Here is a 16,924-nt window from a genome sequence, read left to right as displayed (position 1 = left end):
CATGGCCGTCACCGCAACCACTGCCGCCACCCGCCCGTCGTCGGTCACGTCCCGGACGGGAGCGGCCGCGGTGACGGCCGCACTGGTCCTCCTCGTCGCCGGCCTCGCGGCCGTCGACATCACCCAGGGCACGGCCAACGTCGGCGCACCGGAGGTGTGGCGGGCGCTCACCGGCCGGGCCGAGCCCGGCGACGCGTCCGTCGTCATCGCCTCCCGGCTGCCGCGCATGGCCGCCGGACTGTTCGTCGGCGCCGTCCTCGGCATGGCGGGCGCCGCCCTCCAGGCGGTCAGCCGCAACGTCCTCGCCTCGCCCGACACCCTCGCCGTCAACGCCGGCTCCTACTTCGGACTCGGCCTCCTCGCCGTCTCCGGCGTCTCGCTCCCACTGCTGGCCTCCTCCGGCGTCGCCTTCGTCGGCGGCCTCGCCGCGGCGGCCGTCGTCCTCGGACTGTCCGGCCTCGGCGCCGGCACCGTCCGGCTCGTCCTCGCGGGCAGCGCCCTCACCCTCGGCCTCTCCGCCGTCACCGAGGGCCTGCTCCTGCTGTTCCCCCAGCAGACCGACGGCATCTTCCGGTGGAACCAGGGCAGCATCGCCCAGCACGGCTTCGACGGTCTCCTGCAGATGGCACCGATCGGCCTCGCCGGCCTCGCCGGGCTGCTGCTCCTCGCCCGCCGCGTCGACGCCCTGGCCCTCGGCGACGACGCCGCCCGCGGCCTCGGCGTCCCCGTCCGGTCCACCCGGGTCACCGCCGTCGTGCTCGCCTCGCTGCTCTCCACGGCCGCCGTCACGCTCGCCGGTCCCGTCGGCTTCGTCGGCATGTGCGCCCCCGCCCTCGTCCGCCCGCTCGCCCGCCGCTTCCGCGGGTTCACCAAGAGCCGTGCGGGCCTGCCGGTCGCGGCACTCACCGGTGCGGCGCTGGTCCTCGGCTCCGACGTACTGCTGCGCTCCCTCGTCCGCTCGGACGTGGCGGTCGCCGTGCCGACCGGCGTCGTCACCAGCCTCGTCGGCGCCGTCTTCCTGATCGTCATGGCCATCCGGGTCAAGGACACCGCCGGAGCCACCGCCGTCGACCGGCTGCACATCCGGAGCCGGGCCGTCTTCCTCACCACCACGGCCGCCCTGGTGGCCGTCCTCGTCGGCGTCGTCCTCGCCGCCGTGCTGCTGGGGGACACCAAACTGCTGCTCGGCGACGTGCTGAACTGGGCCCAGGGACGGGCCGGCCGGACGATTTCCTTCGTCCTGGACACGCGGGTGCCGCGGGTGCTCGCCGCCCTCCTGGCCGGTGCGGCACTCGCCCTGGCCGGAACCCTGGTTCAGGCGGTGACCCGCAACCCGCTCGCCGAACCGGGCGTCCTCGGCGTCTCCGGCGGCGCCGCGCTGGGCGCCGTCCTCCTCGTGACGACGGTGCCGCCGGCCGGATCCTGGACCGTGGCCGCCGCCGCGTTCGCGGGCGCCGCACTCAGCTCCGTCATCGTCTTCGGGCTGGCCGCCCGCGGCGGGTTCCAGCAGAACCGGCTGGTCCTCGTCGGATTCGGCGTGGCCACCGCGTCGGCCGCCCTGGTCAGCCTCCTCATCATCCTCACCGACCCGTTCAACGCGACGAAGGCGCTCACCTGGCTGTCCGGCTCCACCTACGGCAGGACCCTGCCCGACGTGGTGCCCCTGGCCATCGTCCTGGTCGTCGGCCTGGTCATCGCGGTCGCCCGGCGCACCGAACTCGACCTCGTCTCGCTCGACGAGGACACCCCGAGGCTGCTCGGACTCAGCCTGGGCCGTGGACGCTTCGGGTTCCTCCTCCTCGGCGTACTGCTCAGCGCCACCGCCGTGGCCGCCGCCGGCACGATCGGCTTCGTGGGGCTCGTGGCCCCGCACGCGGCCCGCGCCCTCGTGGGCCGGCAGCACACGCGGGTGGTCCCGGTCGCCGTCCTCGTCGGCGCCGTCCTCGTGTGCACCGCGGACCTGGTGGGCCGCACCGTGATCGCACCGGCCCAGCTCGGCGCCGGCCTCATGACCGCGGTCATCGGCACGCCGTACTTCCTCCACCTGCTGGTACGCAGCCGCCGATAGGGGGGTCTGGGCGCGAGCAGGCCGAGGACCGGGTACGGCGCAGCGGTGTGCGCCGTACCCGGTCCTCTTGCGTGGCTCAGCCGTGGCCGAAGCGGGGCGGGCGCTTGTCCACGAAGGCGGACATGCCCTCCTTCTGGTCGGCCGTGGCGAAGACCGCGTGGAACAGGCGCCGTTCGAAGCGGACGCCCTCGGTGAGGGTGGTCTCGAAGGCCCGGTTCACGGCCTCCTTGGCCATCATCGCCACCGGCTTCGACATCCCGGCGACGGTCTCGGCGACCGCGAGCGCCTCGGACAGCAGCTCGTCCGCCGGGACGATCCGCGACACCAGCCCGCCCGTTCGGCCTCGACCGCGTCCATGGTGCGGCCCGTCAGGCACAGTTCCATCGCCTTGGCCTTGCCGACGGCCCGGGTGAGCCGCTGGGAACCCCCGATGCCGGGGATCACCCCGAGTTTGATCTCCGGCTGCCCGAACCTCGCGGAGTCGGCGGCCAGCAGGATGTCGCACAGCATGGCGAGCTCGCAGCCGCCGTCCAGGGCGTAGCCGGAGACCGCCGCGAGGGTGGGCGTACGTCCCTGGCCGAGGCGGTCCCACGCCGTGAACCAGTGGGAGAGGTACATGTTCATGTAGCTCTGCGGCCGCATCTCCTTGATGTCGGCGCCCGCCGCGAAGGCCTTCGCGGAGCCGGTCAGGACGATGCAGCCGACCCCGGGGTCCCGGTCCAGTTCCTCCGCGGCGGCCACCACCTCGGTCATCAGCCGGAGGTTGAGGGCGTTGAGGGCCTGCGGCCCGTTGAGGGTGAGACGGCCACCCGCCCCTTGCGCTCCAGCAGGATGGTTTCGTAGGTCATGCGGGCGTTCCGTTCCGGGGTCGCAGGGTGCGGACGATCGCCGAGAAGTCGAGGCCGGCGCCCTCGCCCGCGGCGAAGGCGGCGTACAGCTCGGCGGCTTTCAGGCCCAGCGGAGCCTCCACCCCGCCGGCCCGCAGGGCGTTCGCCGCCAGGGCGAGGTCCTTGGCCATGAGGGACGCGGCGAAGCCGGGCCGGTAGTCATGGTTGGCGGGACTGCCCGGAACCGGCCCGGGTACGGGGCAGTTGACGGTGAGGGCCCAGCACTGGCCGGACGCGGTGGAGGCCGCGTCGTAGAGGGCCTGGCCGTCCAGGCCGGGGCTCTCGGCGAGGACGAAGGCCTCGCTCACCCCGATCATCGAGACGGCGAGGATCATGTTGTTGCAGATCTTCGCAGCCTGCCCGGCGCCCGCCGCGCCGCAGTGCACGGCCTTGCGGCCCATCGCGCCGAGCAGTGGCTCCGCCGCCGCGAACTCGGCGGCGGAGCCGGCCGGCGCCCGCGCCGCCCGCGGCGATCGAAGTCCGGGTTCAGCGGCGAGGCGTCAGCAGCGTCGCGAGGCGGTCGGTGAACTCCGTGATCCAGTCCAGCAGCGGGCCGCTGCGGGCGACGCTGAACCCGTGCCGGCGGCCCCAGAACGAGGCCTGTACGGCGTGGAGCTGGGCCCAGCGCCGGACGCGTTCGCGATCGAGTTCCGCGGCCTCGACGAAGATGTCCAACGTCCGGTGGACCGCCTTCTCCAGGTCCTCGGCCTCGAAGAGGGACAGCGCGCGGGACTTGAGCAGCGTGCCGCCGTCGTAGGCGGGGTCTCCCACGTACCCCTTGGGGTCGACCGCGAGCCACGGCTCACGGTCCGCGCGCAGGATGTTCCTGGCGTGCAGGTCGCCGTGGATCAGGACGTCCGGCTGGGTGCGGCCCAGCTCGCGTACGGTGCCCACCGCGGCGTCCACCACGGACCGGGGCATCGCATGCGTCAACTCCACTGCGTCCCTGCCCAGTTGTTCCTCCCAGGCGTCGGCCTGGTCCCGCAGCCGGGGCAGACCGGCCGGCGCGGGGACGGCCAGCCGGCGGCTGATCCGTCCCGCCACCGCCACCACCTCGTCGCCGTCCTCGACCTCCTCCAGCGTCGCCGTCCGGACCCGCTCCAGCAGCATCGCGAAGTGCTCGTCGTCGCGCTCGTGCAGCAGGACGGCGCCACGCCCGCCCCACGCCTCGAACGCGTCCGGCTCGTGCACGTTTCCGGGATGCGGGAAGGACACCTTCAGCACGGCGGACCCCGTGGCCCGCCGTAGCACCGGAACGATGATCCCGACCCCGCCGTGCGTGACCTCGCCGTCCGGTACGCACTCCCAGCGCGCCAGCAACTCCTCGACGATCTCCGGAAGTTCGGCGAGCCACGCGGCTCCCGCCGCTCCCTCGCGCTCGACGGTGCCCCGAGCGAAAGCCTCTGGTGTCCCGATCATCCCGATACCCTACGCTGGGGCGCATGATCCCTTCCTCTGTCCGTTCGCGACCGCCCCTCCGGGTGACTTCGAGCCGCCGGGGGCGCTGACATGGCGCCCTCGGTGTACCGCCTCACCCCGGCCGCGGCCGAAGCCGGGACCTGCGTCGCCGCTGCGCGCCGCTTCGCCCTCGAGGCCGGCGTCGACCGGCTGACGATCGACAATCCGATGGAGCAGGGGTTCTTCTCCTTCTCCGACCGACAGGCCCCGACGGTCCCCGGCCCGCCCGGCTACCACGACGGCGCGCACGTGCCGCTCGACACCGGACTCGCCCTGCTGCGCGCCATGTTGCTGCGCGAGGGCCCCTGGTGCCGGCTGCACGCCGAGGACGGGTTCTTCCTCCACGTCGGCGAACGGCACGACGTCTACGTCGGCGGTGCGCGGCCGTACGAAGGGGCCGCGGCGCACGCTCGCCGGTCCGGGCTGACCGTCGAAGCGGTCGACCGCTCCCCGCTCGACCCCGCCCTCGACGACACCGACCTCCAGCCGCCCGCCGACGCTGCCTTCTGGACCGAGGTCGCCCGCCTGGCCGCGCGGCGCGGCGGGGTACTGATCGAGGAGCGGTACGTCGGGGGAGCACACCGCTGGCACCGGCTGACCGCCGCCGACGGGATCACCCTCGTACGGTCGCGGCTGACCCCGCGGGCCCGGCTGGCGGTGTGGCCGGACCTGACCGACGACATCGAGGCGGTCCGCGCCGCCGTGCTCCGCTCGGAACGACTGGAACTACTGGTCCAGCAGGAGGCGGACGGGAGCATCCCCCACACGCGCATCGCCGAGCCCTGGATGGCCCACGCCGGTCTCGCCTACCCGATGATCAGGCCCGGCCGGGGCCGCCGGGCCGGGCTGATCCCCTTGGCGCCGGCCGAACGCCGCCCCCTGCTCGCCGGCGTACTGCCGGATGCCGACGGCGTCGTACGGGCCCGCTGGCGCACCAACCGCACCCCGGCCGACGAACGGCGGACCCTGCTGGGCTCGCTGCGCAGCGGGGACGTGGTGACCGGCACCGTCACGACCGGCCTGGACGACGTCGGCGTCCACGTGGACCTGGACCCGGGTCCGGACGTGGACCACGAGCGGGGGCGCGGCCTCGGCTTCCTGCGGGTCCCCGAGATGTCCTGGGAGTACTTCGACGACGTGGCCGAGGTCGCCCCGATCGGCCGGCGGATCCGCGCCGAGGTCCTCCACGTCGACTTGGAGCGGGAGCGGGTGAGCCTGTCCCTGAAAGCCCTGCACCCGGACCCCTGGCGGTCCTTCGCCGTCACCCACCGGGCCGGCGACACCCTGTCCGGCACCGTCACCAAGCTCGTCCCGTTCGGCGTGTTCGTGCGCCTCGCCCCGGGCGTCGAGGGCATGGCCCACCGAACGGAGGCGTCCGGCCGAACCTTCGAGACCGGCGACGGCGTACGGGCCTCCCTGCTCGACATGGACCTGGAACGCCGCCGCATCAGCCTGTCCCTGGACGCCTGAGCGGTCCGCGGGTCCCCCGGACCGGGTGACACGACTGGTGATCACCGGTGATCACCGGTTCAGTGGAGGGCGTGGGCCGATCACAGTCCGTATCCCCGCGTGAGCCCCGGTGACGTCCATGGACCACCGGGCACCGACCGGTGACCCCATGCTCACGGCCCGGTTCGCCCCTCCCGCCGTGCCGAAGCTGCTGGTCCACCGGCCCGAGCTGCTGGGGCGGCTCACAGTGGGGGCGCAGGGGCCGCTCACCCTCATCAACGGGCCCGCCGGGTCGGGCAAGACCGTGCTCACCGCCCACTGGGCGGCCGACGCAGGCGCGCCGCGGCGCCCGCGTCCCCTGTGGCTCACCGTCGCCCCCGACGACGCCCCCGGGGCCTTCTGGGCGTACGTCCTGGAAGCCCTCCACCGGGGCGGGGTGGCGCTGCCCGCCGGGGTGGGCAGGCCGACCCGCGCCGAAGGGGTGACCCGGTCGTTCCTGGTGCGCCTGGCGGACGGGCTGGCCGCCTCCCCGCAGCCCGCCGTGCTCGTGCTCGACCAGTTCGACACCGCCCAGCCGCCCGCGACGACCGAGGGACTGGACTTCGTACTCCGGCATGCGGCCGGCGGCCTGCGCATCGTGCTCACCAGCCGGTCGGACTCCCTGCTCCGGCTGCACCGCTACCGGGCGGCCGGCGAGATCACGGAGATCCGGCACGCCGACCTCAGGTTCACCCCCGAGGACGCCGAGGCGCTGCTGGGCGAGCACGGGCTGGCCATCTGCCCGGCCGGGATCCGGCTGCTGATGGAACGCACCGAGGGATGGGCGGCAGGGGTGCGCCTGTGCGCCCTGGCGATGCAGCGCAGCGACGACCCGGAGGAGTTCCTCCGCCAGTTCGCGGCCGACCGCACGACGATCGCCGACTACCTCCTCACCGAGGTGCTCGACGCCCAGCCGCCGCCCACCCAGGACCTGCTGCTGCGGGTCTGCGTCACGGACCGTGTCCACCCGGACCTGGCGGACGCGCTGACCGGCCGGGACGACGGCGCGCGGACCCTGGCCGGGCTGGCCCGCGACAACGCGTTCCTCGAGCAGATCGAGGCCTCGGCCTGGTACCGGCTGCACCCGCTGTTCGCCGAGGTCCTACGGGCGCACCTGCGGCAACGCCGTCCCGGTCTCGAGCCCCGGTTGCACGGGCGGGCCGCACGCTGGCTGGCCCGGACCGGGCGGCTCACGGAGGCGGTGCTCCAGGGCGCGGCCGCCGGGGACTGGGAGTTCGCCGCGGTGCAGCTGGTCGACAACCTGGCGATCGGCCGCGTCCTGACGGGCCTGGAGGCGGATCAGCTGGGCCGGGCGTTCGCCGCGATGCCGGCCGGGCCGGCCGGCACGGCAGCAGAGGTGGCGGGGCCGGCTCCCGCACTGGTCGGCGCGGCCTGCCGACTGGCCGAACAGGACCTTCCCGGGTGCGAGGCCGCGCTGCGGCGGGCGGACGCCTTGCTGACCGGCGACCACGGCCCGGCCGTGCGGCTCGGACGTGCCTTCCTCGGCGTCCTCGCCGGCCGCCCGGCCGGCGACCTGGCGGCCACCGAACGGTCGGCCGCCGACGCCGACCGGCTGATTCAGGAGCTGCCGCCGCCCCTGCTCGCCGAGCACCCCGAGCTCCGCGCCCTCCTGCTGGCGCATCTCGGCGCCGCGGAACTCGGCGCCGGACACCTGGAGCGGGCCGAGACCACCCTCTCGGCGGCCGTCGCCGCGTGCGGAGCGCCCGGCACGGAGCACCCGCTCTGCGACGCGCTCGGCTCACTGGCCCTGGCCGCACTGCTGCGCGGCCGCTTGCGGCAGGCGGCCGAGCACGCCCGCGCCTCGCTCGCCGTCGCGGAACAGTCCGCCCTTCCGCCCGGGCGCCGGGTCGGTGTCGACCACCTCGTCCTGGCGGGCGTGGCCGTCGAGCAGGACGACCTGGTGACCGCGCGCCACCACCTCGACCTGGCGACCACGGAGGCGGGCTCCCGCCCGGATCCCGCGACCGCCGCCCGGGCCGCCGTCATCGGCGCCCGGATCGCGGCGGCCGAGGGCGACGGGGACACCGCGCTCGCGGTCCTGCGCGCGGTGGCTCCGGTACGGCTGTCCGCGTGGGCGGTGGACGCGCTGGCCGTGGCCGAGTCGGCCGTACACCTCGCACGCGGCGACTCCGCAGCGGCCCTGGAGGCCCTGGAGGCCCCGGAGTCTCTGGACGCCGCCTCGGACGCCCCGGATGCCCGGGACGGCGAACGTCCGGAGCATGCGGTGGCCCGCGCCCGCGCCCTCCTGGCGGCCGGCCGCGGAGCGTGCGCGTCGCAGGCGCTGGCAGGCGTACCGGACGACGACGGCGTCGCGACGCCGGTACGGGCGCACGCGTGCCTCCTGCGCGCGCAGATCGCCGCGGCGGGCGGGGACCCCGAGGAGGCGCACCGGCGGCTGGGTGAGGCGCTGGCACTGGCCCGCCCCGAGGAACTGCGCCGGATGTTCGCCGAGAGTGGCCCCTGGGTGCGCCGGACCCTGAACCGGGACCCGCGACTGGCACGGATGCACGGGTGGCTGACCCCCCGCACCCCGGTCCGTACGGCCCGTGCGCCGCAGGCCGGCGGGCAGGCACCGGTGGTGGAGCCGCTGAGCGCGCGGGAGACCGATGTGCTGCGCAAGGCCGCGGAGCTGCTGTCCACCGAGGAGATCGCGGCCGAGCTGTACGTCTCGGCCAACACGGTCAAGACCCACCTGAAGAGCATCTACCGCAAGCTTTGCGTCAGCCGGCGGAGCGAGGCCGTTCACCGGGCGCAGGACCTCGGGATGCTCTGAGCCGCGCGCGGCCGGCCGTGGGTGCGTCGTGTGCGTCGTGTGCGTCCTTCGCCCGTAGCGGGCGATGCCGAGGGCCCGCCGGGGGTCGACGATGGCGGGTGGAGGCCGGGAGCGGGCCGGGCACCCGCCCCGGCCCCGGCACCCGACGCCGTACTTCCGAGAGGAGTGAGTGCTCCCATGCGCTACGAATTCCGCATCTCGGGGGTCGTGCCGGACACTCTCGCCGCGAGCTTTCCCGAGCTGGACCGGATTCCCGTCCCGGAGCAGACGCTCCTGTTCGGCAGCGTGGCGGACGAGGCCCACCTGTACGGGCTCCTCACGCGCTTCCAGTCCCTGGGCCTGCGGGTTCTCGAAATGCGCCGGCTGCCCGCATGACGCGGGAGCCGGGACCCGAAGACCACCCGCTTCGGGTGATCACGGGACCCGGTCCGCCGGACGACACTGCAATGTGGGCGCCGAAGCCTGTGACCGACGATCCGGAGCAGGACGGTCCTGCGCTGTACCGCCAACTGTGAGGTGAATTCCATGGGCCAGCCGACACCGACCGGGGGAAACTGGAACACCGGCCCTGCGCCGGGCAACACGCCGCTGTTCCCGGGCGACGACAGTCAGGGCGCGGGGAACGTGGGCACGATGTTCGCAGCGGTCCTCCTCCTGGTGACCGGGTGCCTCGCGGTGTTCCAGGGCATCGCGGCCATCGCCAACGACGACGTCTACGCGCGCATCGGAAGCTACGTCTTCGAATTCGACCTGACGGCGTGGGGATGGATCCATCTCATCGTCGGAGTGCTCGTCGTCCTGACCGGAGTGGGTCTGTTCGCGGGCTCGAACCTGGCCAGGGGCGCGGGCATCGCGTTCGCCGCCATCAGCGTGATCCTCAACTTCATGTGGCTGCCCTACCAGCCCTGGTGGTCGATCATCATCATCGCGATCGACGTGTTCATCATCTGGGCCCTGTGCACGAGTTGGACGCACTCCACCGAGTGACGCGGGCTGCCGGCGGCGCCCGACCCGGTGACGGGCCGGGCGCCGCCGTCTGTGCGCCCGAGAGCCGGAGGCCGGCTTCGCCGGACTGAAGCGGGAGCAAGGACATCTGCTCGGGCGGCGGCGGGACAGCGGGACGGCGGTGAGTCTTGACGGCCGGGATGGCGCTTCGTAGGGTCGGCGCGGCCTCGCACCGCCGCAGGGCCGCGAGGAGGAGCACCCCGATGGCCCTTCGGCGCCCGCGCACGCTGCTCGCCATGGACCCCGGGCTGCGGCCCCGCTTGCTGGACGAGGCCACTGCCCGTCGACTGCACGAAGTGGCCTTGTTCGAAACGGAGTTGGTCGTCGACGACTTCGGCGGGCCCGGTGTGGCGGCGGCGCTGGCGGAGACCGAGGTCCTGCTCACCTGCTGGGGCGCGCCCGCCGTCGACGCCCGGATGCTCGCGGCCGCGCCGCGCCTGCGGGCCGTCGTGCACGCGGCCGGCTCCGTCAAGCAGCTTGTCACCGAGGCCTGTTGGGACCGCGGCATCGTCGTCTCCTCCGCGGCGGCGGCCAACTCCGTACCGGTGGCCGAGTACACCGTGGCCATGGTCCTGCTGTCCAACAAACGCGTCATGCAGCTGCGCGAGGAGTACCGCAGCGTCCGGGGCCGCCACCACGACTGGCAGCTGCGCTACGGCCACGCGGGGAACCACCGCCGCACCGTCGGCATCGTCGGCGCCTCCAGGATCGGCCGCCGGGTGATCGAGCTCCTGCGCCCGTACGCTCTCGAACTCGTCCTGTACGACCCGTACGTGAGCGCCGTCGAGGCCGAGCGGCTCGGCGTCCGCGCCGTCGGGCTCGACGAGCTCTGCCGGGTCTGCGACGTCGTCAGCCTGCACGCCCCGGAGCTGCCGCAGACGCGGTCGATGATCGACCGCCGCCGGCTGGCGCTGATGCGCGACGGCGCCACGCTGATCAACACGGCCCGCGGCTCCCTCGTCGACACCGCCGCGGTCACGGACGAGTTGGCCTCCGGCCGGCTGCACGCCGTCATCGACGTCACCGAGCCGGAGGTCCTGCCCGCCGGCTCGCCGCTGTACGACCTGCCGAACGTACTGCTCACCCCGCACATCGCGGGGTCCCTGGGCAACGAACTCCACCGCATGGCCGAATCCGCGGTCGAGGAGATCGCCCGCTACGCCGCCGGCCTGCCGTTCGCCCATCCGGTGCGGCGCGAGGACCTCGAGCGGACCGCCTGAACGGCCTCGTCCCCGGGCGTCTGTTCGGATTGCGCGGCGTCGTCGGTAAGCCGAACGGAGTCGCGCCGCCACCTCTTCGAGGGAACCGGGCGGTCCGACCCAGGCCGGGAGGCAGTCAGCTGCCGAAGGAAAGGGCGACGGCCCCGCTCGGGGCCGTGCGGTGCTCCGGCATCGCTGTGCGGTTACAAGGAGATGTCACGTGTCGCGTGTTCTGAAGAGTGCGGGTCTTGCTCTGGTCCTGGGCCTGGCGGTCATCGGCGGTGCGTCCTCGGCGTCCGCGGACGCCACCGCGGAGGGCATCGCGGCCGGCTCGCCCGGTGTGCTTTCGGGCAACGTGATCCAGATCCCCGTCCACGTTCCGATCAACGTGTGCGGAAACAGCATCAACGTGATCGGCGCGCTCAACCCGGCCGCCGGCAACACCTGCATCAACGTCTGAGGGTCGTGAACCGCGGCTCATCCCGGTCGGAGGCTCGACCGGGATGAGCCCGCAGGCGTCACCGCCGTCACGACAGTGTGCGTACGTGCTGGTCGCGCAGTTCGTAGCGGGCGGCGTGCACGGCCAGTTCGCCCGTCGCTACTTTCCTGGCGAGGTCGGGCTCGCCCGCCAGCCGGCGGCGTACGGTGCGCACATGGGCGTTGATCGTCGCGTCGACGCGGGCGTCACCCTGCTGACTGTGATCGATGGACGGCCGTATCTGATCGGCCAGGTACTGGATGTGAGCGGGGAGCGGCTCGCCCGTCTCGTCGGCGTGAACTGCCGCGGTGACCGCCCCGCAGGACTGATGGGCCAGGACGAGCACCAGCGGTATGTGCAGCTCCAGAACCCCGTACGCGATGCTCCCCAGAACCGCCTCGTCCAGCACCTCGCCCGCCGACCGCACGGTCAGCAGATCACCCAGCCCCTGATCGAACACCAGCTCCGGCGGCACCCGCGAATCGACGCAGCCCAGCACGATCGCGAAGGGCTGCTGTCCCTGGACGAGCCGCCGGCGCAGGGACGCGGACTCGTCCGGGTGCTCCTGGTTCCGGGTCCGCCACCGCTGGTTTCCGGCCGCCAGCCGGCGCAGGGCCTGCGCGGGGGTGGTCACGCGCTCGGCGCCCTCCGGATCCGGCGAGCCGGCGAGGGCGGGAAAGGCCGCACCGAGGGTCAGACCCGCTCCGGCGGCCGCCGCCGTGCCGGCGACGGCGGTGCGCAGCACGGCGCGGCGACTGCGCGCAGCAGGGATGGTTCGTATGTTCGAAAGCATGGCCGAACGGTAACCCGCCCTTCCCATACGGGAGTTGGTCGTGCAGTCGCCATGGCGGGATCCGCTCGCGGGCAGGCCGGATGAGGGTGGGATCTTCTCGGCATGCGGGCTCGGGCCGGGCAGCAAGGGCGTCGCGGGAGGTCCGCCGGGCGGCGAGCGCCCGGGTCGCGGCCCGTGCGCCGGCGGCCATCCGTAGCGCCTCCGCGCCGAGCTCCGTCTCGCCGGCCTCGGTCAGCCGGTAGTACCTGCGGAGCCGGCCCCGGTGGGCCGCCAGGGCTTTCTGCCGGCAGGTCATCCGCAGCAGCCAGGCGCCCTCGGTGTGGCGTACGGCATGGCCCAGCAGCTCGCTGACCAGCAGCAGTACGTCGTTCACGTCGGCCCACGGATCCTCGCCCGCAGGAAACGCCGGGCGGCGCGCTGGGCCAGCGCGGTGTCCGTGGGGGAGGGGTCGAGGACGAGCATGGTCGGCTCCTGCCAGGGAGGGGGAGTGGTGGGAGGCGGGCCGACGGGCCGTGCACCAGCTTCCCAGCCGCCGAACCCGTACGGCCATCGGCATTTCGGCTGACCCGGGCCCGCGTGCGAGGCTGGGCCCGGCACCCGGGAGGAGACACCACGATGAACACGCCGAGCCGGCCCGAAGACCTCGAACACCCCGAACTGCTGTGGGCCAGGGCGGTGACCATGGCCATGGTCGACACCGCGTGCTCGTCCCGCACGGAGTTCGCGCTCGACGACGACGGCCTGTGGTGCCACTCCACCGGCGCGTGCGGCTGGTGGCGGCTGACCGTACTGGACGGGGGACACGCGGTGTTCTGCGGCCAGGACCCGGACGGCAGCCACACCCATGTCGGCGGCGAGCAGATCGACTTCCTCGCGGGCGGCCCCGACTGGCTGCCCTGGGACCTCCTGCGGGACGACGCCGCCGGCAACCTCTTCGGCTTCGTGTACTGGTGGGAGGACGGCGCTTGGCACCGGATCGCGTACCCGGACGAGGTGCGGGAGGACGGGCTGGAGGGGGCCGCGGCCTGGGTCGGCGCGGACGAGGAGGAGTTCCTCGGGCTCACGGTCTCCTCGTTCGACGCGCCGCGGGCGCTGGAGCGGAGCCTGACCGCCGCCGTCGCCCGGTTCGCGGCGCTGGCGCGCGAACGCAAGGCCGACGCGGCCGCCGTGGCGGCGCTGCTGGCGGTGGCCCACACCGGGGGTCGCCCGGCCCCGCGCCTCGACGTGGCGCTCGACTTCGCCACCCGCGCGGGCGTCCTCGCGTAGCGCCACGGGACGACGGCCCGCCGCACCTCATGTGCGGCGGGCCCGTCGGTCGTTCTGGCGTTCTGGAGTCCGGGAGCCCGGGGGTCCGCAATCGCGCGGCTACTTGAGCGCGGCGAACGCCTTCGTGAAGGCCAGCGGCTGCTGGAGGATCGAACTGCACGTCGCGTCGGCGTGGTTGACGGCCCCGGCCGCGCACTGCTTGTCACGCGTGGAGGACCACATCGCCAGTCGGCCGATCCCCTTCGACGCCGCGAACTCCACGAGCTGCGTCGCGTCCGCCACCGTGAAGATCTCGCTCGTGACATCGTTCACGCCGATCATCGGCGTGACGGCCACGGCCTTCCACGCCGCCGCGTCGGAGAGCCCGAGCACGCCCTTGATCTGCGCCTGCGTGGCCGTCGCGGCCTGGATGGCGTACTGCCCCATGTCCCCGCTGTACGCCGGCCCGTAGTCCATCGCCATGATGTTGACCGCGTCGACGCGCACACCGTTCTTCTTGGCATCGGCCAGCAGTGCCACCCCCGGCTGGGTCAGGCCCTCGGGCATCACGGGCAGGGTGAAGGCGACGTCCAGGCCCGGGTGGGACTTCTGCAGCCGGGCGATGGCCTGCGCGCGGCGCGCGTTGGCCGCGGTGTCGGGCAGGGCCGCGCCCTCGATGTCGAAGTCGACCTTGGTGAGCCGGTACTGGTCGACGACCTTCCCGTAGGCGGCGGTCAGCTCGTCCACGGTGGCGCAGTTCAGGGCCAGTTCGTGACCGGCGGCCCCGCCGAACGACACCCGTACGTCGCCGCCCTTGGCGCGCAGCGCACCGATCTGCGCGGCCACCTTGTCGCTCGCGAGGTCCGAGACGCCGCCCCACAGCGGGGCGCAGCCGCCGCCGGAGGTGATGAAGGCGAGGTGGAACTCCTTCACACCGGTCTTCGTCGCGGTGTCGAGCAGGTCGTACGCGGGGTACAGCGAGGTGTCCACGTACGGGGCGAAGCGCGCGCCCCCGCCCCCGGGGGCGGGGGTGGGGACGGTCACCGTGGGGGAGGGCGGCTTCGTCGCGGTCGGCGCGGCAGAAGTGGCGGACGCGGTGGGAGCCGGGCTCGCCGTGACCGTGGGGCGGGCGGTGGGGCGCCCGCTCGGCTGGGCCGTGGCGCCCTGGTCCACCGAGCACTTCACCCCGTTGATCAGACAGCCGGTGGGGTCGCCGAGGGCGCCGGTCCCGCTCGCGACGAAGCCGACGGTGACCGAGGCCCCGGCGGCCAACTGCCCGTTCCAGGCAGCGGGCTTCACGGTGACGCGGCGACCGGAGACGGTGTGGGTGCCGTTCCACAGCGAGTCGATCTTCGTGCCCGCCGGCAGGTCGAACTGGAGGGTCCAGTCCGACTGCGCCCGGCCGGTGCTGTTGGTGATCACGTACTGGCCGGTGTAACCGCCGCTCCAGGAGCTGGACTTCGTGTACACGGCTCCGACGGAGGTCGCCTGCGCGGTCCCGGTGAAGGCGAAGGCCGCTCCACCGATCACCGCCGCCGCCACGATCGCGCCCGTGACCTTCGCCGTACGGCGCGTCCTGCGCCGGTGCCCGACTGTGCTGCCCATCGCGTGCCTGCCTCTGTGTTACTGGGGAGTTGGGGGATCCGGCAGCACGCTAGCCGCACCGAAACGGACATTCGTTCGTTTCGGTGCGCCCTCGATGAGTCTTAGGTTCCGCTTAAGGTGGCGGTAAGGAGGGGCTACGGCAGCCGGGGCGGGGGTGGGCGGAGCGGCCCCGCGGGATCCGCGGCGGACCTATACTCCACCTGCTCGGACGGCAGGACACCCGGGCTGCACAGGACGCACAGGGAACATTTCGGGGGACGCATGGCGGAGTTCGTGGACACGTCGCTGAGTCTGGGCGTCCTGGCCGTCGCCGGTCCGGCGCTGGCGGTGCGGCTGCTGTCGCTGCCCGTGCTGCGGGGTGCCCAGCAGGCCGTGCGCGAGCGGGTGTCGGCGGCCCGGGAGGGGCGGGTGGCGCCGAGGAGGGCCGTATCCGCCGGCGAGTCGGCGGTGCAGCTCGGCGGAGCCGCCGTCCTGGTGACACTGCTGCTGATGCTGCGCTGGTCCGTCCCCGGCCTCGACCTGCTGGCGGATCCGATCGCCTGGGGGCCGGCCATCCCCCTGGCCATCGAGTTCCATCTGTCCCTGGCGCTCGCGCGGGCCTTCTTCGTCGGCGGGGCGCTCATCGCGCTGGCGCTCTGGCTCCTGCTCTGGTTCCTGACGCAGCGCAACCTGCTGACCGCCGGTGCGCCCGCGCCGGTCCGCCGGCGGCTGACCGCCCTGTTCGCCCTGCGGGTGCTGATCGGCGTGTTCGCCCCCACCGGGCTGCTCCTGGCCGCCCTCGTGTTCCAGGCCGTCGCCCTCGTCACCAGCGCGCGGGCCCGGACCGGGGGCGGTTCCCCCGCAGCCGTCCCGCCCCCGGTCACGCCTCCCGTGGTCACGCCGCTCACTCCGCTGGTTCCGCCCGCGCCGGCGTTCCCGCCCGCGCAGCCGGTCGCGTACCTGCCGACCCAGGCCGATCGGGGGACCGGTGGCGCCCCGCAGATCGCCTGCCAGGAGCTGAACCCGAACGAGCCGCGCACGATCGCCGGATACCAGCTGCTCGGCCGGGTCGGAGCCGGCGGGATGGGAACGGTGTACCTCGCCCGGCGCGAGGGGTCGGCGACCCAAGTCGCCCTGAAGACCATCCACCCCGAACTCCTCGACCACGCCGAGTTGTTGCTGCGCTTCGAGCGCGAAGTGGCCGTGCTGTCCATGGTCTCCGGCGCCTACACCGCACGGGTGCTCGACGCCGGGGTGGACGCCGGACGGCCCTACCTGGCCATGGAGTTGCTCGACGGGCGGCCGCTCGACGTCCATCTGAGGGAGCAGGGCCCGATCCGTTCCGCCGAGGCGCTGCGGGCCCTGGCCCTCGCCCTCGCCGTCGCCCTCTCGGGCGTGCACAAGCTCGGCCTCGTCCACCGGGACCTCAAGCCCGCCAACATCATGCTGACCACTGCCGGACCGCGCCTGCTCGACTTCGGCATCGCGGCGCTCGTGGACGGCACCCGGCTCACCCGCGCCGGCGGCGGACCGGGCACCCTGACCTACATGGCCCCGGAGCAGTTCGGTGACGAACGCGTCGGGACGGCCGCCGACGTCTGGGCGTGGGCCTGCTGCGTGGTGTGCGCGGCCCACGGCACCAGTCCGTTCACGGCGACCAGCACGGGTGCGGTGATCCGCCGGATCGTGGACACCGGGCCCGAGCCCACCGCGCTGGAGGCCGTACGGGCACTCGACCCGGCCCTCGCGGCCGCCGTCGGGCGGGCCCTGACCGCCGATCCCGCGCGGCGCCCGGCGGACGGCGCGGCCCTGGTGAAGCTGCTGGCGGCCCCCCAGGGGCCGGATCCGCGGCTTCCGGACGCGGGCGCCGTCCGCGAGCAGATCACGCAGGGCTGGCGCACGCTGACCCTCTGAGCTCCGGCCGG

12 protein-coding genes and 2 pseudogenes are annotated in these 16,924 nt (G+C 74.0%); 9 read left to right on the top strand and 5 right to left on the bottom strand.

From position 1 onward, the window contains the following. Position 1 precedes the first annotated feature (1 nt). Positions 2-2,068: an iron ABC transporter permease gene (locus ACGFZK_RS02240; RefSeq protein WP_393846912.1), complete on the top strand. Its 2,067-nt coding sequence runs from the start codon at positions 2-4 to the stop codon at positions 2,066-2,068. A 76-nt stretch (positions 2,069-2,144) separates the two neighbouring features. Here the strand turns inward: ACGFZK_RS02240 and ACGFZK_RS02235 are convergent. From ACGFZK_RS02235 to ACGFZK_RS02225, 3 genes and pseudogenes are all read right to left on the bottom strand, one after another. Next, positions 2,145-2,916: pseudogene (locus ACGFZK_RS02235) on the bottom strand (enoyl-CoA hydratase). After that, positions 2,913-3,401, bottom strand: a pseudogene (locus tag ACGFZK_RS02230) (NAD-binding protein); the annotation flags it as partial. The pseudogenes ACGFZK_RS02235 and ACGFZK_RS02230, both read right to left, overlap by 4 nt. A gap of 40 nt (positions 3,402-3,441) precedes the next feature. After that, positions 3,442-4,374, bottom strand: coding sequence for an aminoglycoside phosphotransferase family protein (locus ACGFZK_RS02225; RefSeq protein WP_393846911.1), 933 nt, complete (start codon positions 4,372-4,374; stop codon positions 3,442-3,444). Positions 4,375-4,464: 90 nt separating this feature from the next. Here ACGFZK_RS02225 and ACGFZK_RS02220 point away from each other — a divergent pair, with 90 nt between their 5' ends. From ACGFZK_RS02220 to ACGFZK_RS02195, 6 genes are all read left to right on the top strand, one after another. Further along, positions 4,465-5,883, top strand: coding sequence for a S1 RNA-binding domain-containing protein (locus ACGFZK_RS02220; protein ID WP_393846910.1), 1,419 nt, complete (start codon positions 4,465-4,467; stop codon positions 5,881-5,883). Between the two features lie 118 nt (positions 5,884-6,001). Beyond that, positions 6,002-8,695: a LuxR C-terminal-related transcriptional regulator gene (locus ACGFZK_RS02215; RefSeq protein WP_393846909.1), complete on the top strand. Its 2,694-nt coding sequence runs from the start codon at positions 6,002-6,004 to the stop codon at positions 8,693-8,695. Positions 8,696-8,872: 177 nt separating this feature from the next. After that, a complete protein-coding gene (locus tag ACGFZK_RS02210; RefSeq protein WP_189744317.1) occupies positions 8,873-9,070 on the top strand; it encodes a hypothetical protein in 198 nt (65 codons plus the stop codon). 150 nt (positions 9,071-9,220) lie between these two features. Beyond that, entirely contained in the window at positions 9,221-9,682 is a 462-nt protein-coding gene (locus ACGFZK_RS02205; RefSeq protein ID WP_393846908.1) for a hypothetical protein, read from the top strand. Between the two features lie 221 nt (positions 9,683-9,903). Beyond that, positions 9,904-10,920 carry a hydroxyacid dehydrogenase gene (locus tag ACGFZK_RS02200; protein WP_393846907.1) on the top strand — a complete coding sequence of 339 codons (1,017 nt, stop codon included), beginning with the start codon at positions 9,904-9,906 and terminating at the stop codon, positions 10,918-10,920. A gap of 199 nt (positions 10,921-11,119) precedes the next feature. Then, positions 11,120-11,359: a chaplin gene (locus ACGFZK_RS02195; RefSeq protein ID WP_393846906.1), complete on the top strand. Its 240-nt coding sequence runs from the start codon at positions 11,120-11,122 to the stop codon at positions 11,357-11,359. 67 nt (positions 11,360-11,426) lie between these two features. Here the strand turns inward: ACGFZK_RS02195 and ACGFZK_RS02190 are convergent, their stop codons facing one another. Further along, positions 11,427-12,170 carry a carbonic anhydrase gene (locus tag ACGFZK_RS02190; RefSeq protein ID WP_393846905.1) on the bottom strand — a complete coding sequence of 248 codons (744 nt, stop codon included), beginning with the start codon at positions 12,168-12,170 and terminating at the stop codon, positions 11,427-11,429. Positions 12,171-12,785: 615 nt separating this feature from the next. Between ACGFZK_RS02190 and ACGFZK_RS02185 the strand changes: the two genes are divergently transcribed. Next, entirely contained in the window at positions 12,786-13,436 is a 651-nt protein-coding gene (locus tag ACGFZK_RS02185; protein WP_393846904.1) for a hypothetical protein, read from the top strand. Between the two features lie 99 nt (positions 13,437-13,535). Here ACGFZK_RS02185 and ACGFZK_RS02180 read toward each other — a convergent pair whose 3' ends face one another. After that, positions 13,536-15,020: a cellulose binding domain-containing protein gene (locus tag ACGFZK_RS02180; RefSeq protein ID WP_393846903.1), complete on the bottom strand. Its 1,485-nt coding sequence runs from the start codon at positions 15,018-15,020 to the stop codon at positions 13,536-13,538. A gap of 261 nt (positions 15,021-15,281) precedes the next feature. Between ACGFZK_RS02180 and ACGFZK_RS02175 the strand changes: the two genes are divergently transcribed. Continuing rightward, positions 15,282-16,913 (top strand): serine/threonine-protein kinase, encoded by a 1,632-nt coding sequence (locus tag ACGFZK_RS02175; RefSeq protein WP_393846902.1) that lies wholly within the window; start codon positions 15,282-15,284, stop codon positions 16,911-16,913. Positions 16,914-16,924 lie beyond the last annotated feature (11 nt).

Origin of the sequence: Streptomyces sp. NPDC048257 (assembly GCF_043201855.1) — a bacterium.
Classification (GTDB): domain Bacteria; phylum Actinomycetota; class Actinomycetes; order Streptomycetales; family Streptomycetaceae; genus Streptomyces.
The sequence above is the reverse complement of the archived record's forward strand: the minus strand, read 5'-3'. Positions and strand labels throughout refer to the sequence as shown.